The organism is Streptococcus oralis (genome assembly GCF_001579175.1).
GTDB classification, from domain to species: domain Bacteria; phylum Bacillota; class Bacilli; order Lactobacillales; family Streptococcaceae; genus Streptococcus; species Streptococcus oralis_O.
The window spans coordinates 219,978-225,318 of record NZ_KQ970760.1 but is presented as its reverse complement, the minus strand read 5'-3'; the positions used below and the strand labels follow the sequence as shown (position 1 = coordinate 225,318).

Below are 5,341 nucleotides of genomic sequence, written 5' to 3'. Positions count from 1 at the left end.
AGTAGTGCCCCATCTCAGGGTGACCTGCACCACCGATAAACTCGCCACGTTGGATGACACCTGCACCGATCCCTGTACCAATCGTGTAGTAAACCAAGTTCTCGATACGACCCCCAGCATTGTTACGGGCAACCACTTCACCATAAGCAGAGCTGTTTACGTCTGTGGTGAAATACATGGGTACAGTAAGGGCGCGGCGAAGAGCACCAAGCAAGTCTACATTTGCCCAGTTTGGTTTTGGAGTCGTTGTGATAAAGCCATAGGTTTTTGAGTTTTTGTCGATATCGATGGGACCAAAGGAACCGACAGCAAGACCTGCAAGATTATCGAATTTTAAAAAGAACTCGATGGTTTTATCGATTGTCTCGATAGGAGTTGTTGTTGGAAATTGTGTTTTTTCCACAACATTAAAGTTTTCATCACCGACAGCACAGACAAACTTTGTACCGCCCGCTTCTAAGCTTCCGTATAATTTTGTCATGATAAACCTCTTGTTTTTATTTTCTTTATTATAGCACATTTTGAAGAGCTACATTTCTCTATATTTTAGATTTTCCTCTGTAAATCTTAACATCTAACAAAAACGAACAAACATGTCATTTGTTCGTTTTGTTTTTAGATTGGATTCTTGAAGAGGATTAGGCTTTCACTTCGATGATCGCGTCACCCTTGACAACTGAACCACTTGCGACTGGTGTCACAGAAGCATAATCTGCAGTGTTGGTTACGATAACCATTGTTGTGTCGTCAAGACCTGCAGCAGCGATTTTGTTTGAGTCAAAGGTTCCAAGAACATCACCAGCTTTGACCTTATCGCCTTGAGCAACCTTTTGTTCAAAGCCTTCACCGTTCATAGTCACCGTATCGATCCCAACGTGGATCAAGATTTCAGCTCCATTAGCTGTCTTCAAACCGTAGGCATGTCCTGTAGCAAAGGCGATCGATACTTCTGCATCAGCTGGTGCGTATACCACGCCTTGGCTTGGTTTTACAGCGATTCCTTGTCCCATTGCACCACTTGAAAAGACTGGGTCGTTAACATTCTCAAGAGCAACTACGTCCCCAACGATTGGAGTTTGGATTGTTTCGTTTTTGCTAGTTACAGTTTCTTCGGCATTTGCCTCTTCAACTTTAACTTCAGTGACTTCTGTAGTTGCTACTGCTGCAGCTTCATCAGCAAAGACACCTGCTGCTTTTGTTTTACCATAGAAATAAGTCAAGGTAAAGGCTGCAGCAAAGGAAATAAGTTCTGCAATCACATACATTGGAATTGATCCTGCTTTAATAGAAAGGAATCCGATAAAGCCAGCTGCTCCCAAAGAAACTGCAATGACATGAGTTAATCCTGCCACAAAGGCACCAACTGCTGAACCAGCAAGAGCACAGAAGAATGGGAATTTGTATTTCAAGTTTACCCCAAAGAGAGCAGGCTCAGTGATACCAAGGAAGGCTGAAACAGCTGCTGAACTTGACAAACCTTTAGTCTTAGCATTTTTAGTCAAGAAGTAAATAGCAAGAGTGGCTGCACCTTGCGCAACGTTTGCCATTGAAGCAACAACAAAGATGTAGTCACCAAATCCAGTACCGTTATTATTGTATGCCGATAATAACTGAGTTTCAATAGCAGGGAATGATTGGTGAAGACCAGTCATAACAATCAATGAGTAAGTGCCACCAAAGAGTCCCATACCAAATGCACCTGTAGTATTGTATAGCCATACAATAGCATTAGTAATCGCATCAGAAACCACTAACATCACAGGACCAATAACTGTAAAAGTTAGGAATCCTGTAATCATAACTGATAAAAGCGGAGTAAAGGTGAAGTCAACCGCAGAAGGCAATTTCTTGTGGAAGAATTTTTCTAAAGTTGCCAACAACCAGACAGCTACAAGGACTGGGATTACTTGATAAGCATAGTTTGTTTGTGTAACATGAAAACCTAAAATATCCCAAAAAGCTTCTTTACCACCCAAATCTGGTGTGGTCATAATCATACCGATAGCCGCACCAAGGAATTGGTTTGCTCCAAAACGTTTAGCTGCTGAAATACCTACCAAAACAGGCAAGAACATAAATGGAGCTGCAGACATCAATTGAACCATAGCTGAGAAGCCTTTGATAGCAGGGTACATATCTTCAATTGATTGAGGTCCAAACAAATCTGGCGATGTCAAGAAGTTACGCAATGCCATCAAAAGACCACCTGCAACCAGGGCAGGAATGATTGGAACAAAGATATCTGACAAGAGCTTAATCAAATCCATCAAAGGATTGAACTTTTTATCTTTATTAGCAATTTCTTTCAAATCATCTGTTGAAGCTTCCTTCAAACCAGTTTTCTTGATGATTTCTGCGTAGACAAAGTTAACGTCTCCGGGACCAATAATAATTTGATATTGTCCGTTTGTGCTAAATGTACCTTTCACATCAGCATTATTATCTAAAGCTGCTTGATTCACTTTTGATTCGTCTTTTAATACAAGACGAAGACGAGTGGCACAATGCGCTGCAGCTACTAGATTATCTTTTCCAACAGCCTCAATAACCTCGGAAGCTACTTTATTATAATCCATAGCAATAATCTCCTTATAAAATTTTGTTCTTGTTTGAAAGCGATTTTATTCGCCCTACGACTATTATTTTATCATGTTTCCAAAATATGTCAAGCGTTTTGCAGAAATTTTTATTTTCCTTCTGTTATTTATATCCATTTCTGATAGTTTTTGACTGATTTCTTCTATTTACTCATAAAAATGTCTTGTTATTAGAGGGTTCAAAGCTTTTGTATTTCATTTTTTAGGTGAAAAATAATCGAGTATCCTCCTTTTCTTTTGTGATAATCGTTTGACATTTTTTGCTATTTTTTAACATTAAAGACTTGCTTTTTTGGTCGAAAACGTTTACTATTAAGATAGTAGAACTTTCGGAGGAATGATATAATGGAATGGACAACAGAGCGTCGCTACAGACGCTACGAGGATTGGACAGATGATGAAGTCAAGGAAATCAAGGAAAAGATGGCACAATCTCCTTGGCACACTCATTACCATGTTGAGCCAAAAACAGGACTTCTCAATGATCCAAATGGCTTTTCTTATTTTGATGGCAAATGGATTCTCTTTTACCAGAACTTTCCTTTTGGAGCAGCTCATGGCTTGAAGTCTTGGGTGCAGCTTGAAAGTGATGATTTGGTGCACTTTTCAGAAACTAATGTCAAAGTCTTGCCTGATACAAAACTCGATAGTCACGGTGCCTACTCTGGCTCTGCCATGCAGTTTGGCGATAACTTGTTCCTATTCTATACTGGGAATGTCCGTGATGAAAACTGGATCCGTCACCCCTACCAGATTGGCGCTCTTTTGGACAAAGGTGGCAATATTTCGAAGATTGACAAGGTCTTGATTGACCAACCAGCAGACTCTACTGACCACTTCCGCGACCCGCAAATTTTTAACTTCAAAGGTCAAGACTATGCTATCGTTGGTGGACAGGACTTGGAGAAAAAAGGCTTCGTCCGTCTCTACAAGGCTGTAGACAATGATTACACAAACTGGCAAGCAGTTGGTAACCTTGACTTTGCTAACGATCGCACTGCCTACATGATGGAATGCCCAAATCTGGTCTTTGTAGGGGAGCAACCTGTCCTTCTCTACTGCCCACAAGGATTGGATAAAAAAGTTCTAGACTACGATAATATCTTTCCAAATATGTACAAAATCGGGGTTTCCTTTGATCCTGAAAATGCCAAAATGGTAGATGTGTCACCCCTTCACAACCTAGACTATGGTTTCGAAGCCTATGCGACTCAAGCCTTTAACGCTCCAGACGGACGTGCATTGTCTGTCAGCTGGCTTGGGCTACCAGATATAGCCTACCCATCTGATCGTTTTGACCACCAAGGAACCTTTTCATTGGTCAAGGAACTCACTATTAAAGATGGCAAACTCTATCAATACCCTGTCGCAGCTATCAAAGAACTTCGTGCCTCTGAGGAACCCTTTTCAAATCGTGCTCAAACTAATAACACCTATGAACTGGAGCTCAACTTGGAAGCCAATAGCCAGAGCGAGATTGTCTTCCTTGCTGACAAAGAAGGCAAGGGACTTTCAATCAACTTTGACCTTGTAAATGGTCAAGTTACAGTAGACCGTAGCCAGGCTGGAGAACAGTATGCCCAAGAATTTGGAACCACTCGTTCTTGCCCAATCGACAATCAAACTACTACTGCTAACATCTTCATCGACAATTCTGTCTTTGAAATTTTTATCAATAAAGGAGAAAAAGTATTTTCTGGTCGCGTCTTTCCGCATGCCGATCAAAACGGTATCCTGATTAAGTCTGGAAAGCCAACCGGAACTTATTATGAATTAGATTATGGTCGCAAAACTAACTGATGTCGCCAAACTTGCAGGCGTCAGCCCCACTACCGTCTCACGGGTTATCAATAAAAAAGGCTATCTGTCTGAAAAAACCATTCTCAAGGTCAATGAAGCCATGAGAGAATTGGGCTATAAGCCCAACAATTTAGCTCGTAGCCTCCAAGGAAAATCAGCTAAGTTAATCGGCTTGATTTTTCCTAACATTTCCAACATTTTCTACGCAGAATTGATTGGTAAGTTGGAACACCAACTCTTTAAGAATGGATACAAGACCATCATCTGTAACAGCGAACATGACTCTGAAAAAGAACGGGAGTACATTGAAATGCTGGAGGCCAATCAGGTCGACGGTATCATTTCTGGAAGTCACAACTTGGGAATCGAAGACTACAATCGTGTGACTGCCCCAATCATTTCCTTTGACCGAAACTTGTCTCCAGACATTCCTGTTGTCTCCTCTGACAACTACGGTGGCGGGGTTCTCGCTGCCCAAACCTTGGTCAAGACAGGTGCCCAGTCTATCATCATGATTACAGGAAATGACAATTCCAACTCGCCTACTGGACTGCGTCATGCTGGCTTTGCTTCTGTTCTCCCAAAAGCTCCTATTATCAATGTTTCGAGTGACTTTTCTCCCGTCAGAAAAGAAATGGAAATCAAGAATATCTTGACTCATCAGAAACCAGATGCTATCTTTGCTTCAGATGATTTGACAGCCATTTTGGTTATCAAAATTGCTCAAGAACTGGGAATCTCTGTTCCTGAAGAGCTCAAAGTCATCGGCTATGACGGGACTTACTTTATTGAGAACTACTATCCTCACCTGACAACGATTAAGCAACCTATGAAAGAGATTGCCCACCTCACTGTCGATCTCCTCTTGCAGAAGATCGAAGGCAAGGAGGTCGCGACAACTGGTTACTTCTTACCAGTCACCTTATTACCAGGAAAAAGTATTT

4 protein-coding genes are annotated in these 5,341 nt (G+C 41.3%); 2 read left to right on the top strand and 2 right to left on the bottom strand.

Annotated elements, in window-relative coordinates; all coding sequences use genetic code 11:
• Nucleotides 1-481 (bottom strand): ROK family protein (locus SORDD24_RS11660; RefSeq protein WP_231082683.1); only part of this gene is annotated, 481 nt, incomplete at its 3' end.
• A 157-nt stretch (nt 482-638) separates the two neighbouring features.
• Nucleotides 639-2,576, bottom strand: a complete 1,938-nt coding sequence (locus SORDD24_RS05390; RefSeq protein WP_061408362.1) for a sucrose-specific PTS transporter subunit IIBC — start codon at nt 2,574-2,576, stop codon at nt 639-641.
• Nucleotides 2,577-2,942: 366 nt separating this feature from the next.
• On the opposite strand from SORDD24_RS05390, the gene SORDD24_RS05385 reads away from it, so the two are divergent.
• Nucleotides 2,943-4,397, top strand: a complete 1,455-nt coding sequence (locus SORDD24_RS05385; protein ID WP_061408359.1) for a sucrose-6-phosphate hydrolase — start codon at nt 2,943-2,945, stop codon at nt 4,395-4,397.
• The coding region (locus tag SORDD24_RS05380) for a LacI family DNA-binding transcriptional regulator (RefSeq protein ID WP_061408356.1) at nt 4,378-5,341 on the top strand (964 nt) is incomplete at its 3' end. The genes SORDD24_RS05385 and SORDD24_RS05380, both read left to right, overlap by 20 nt.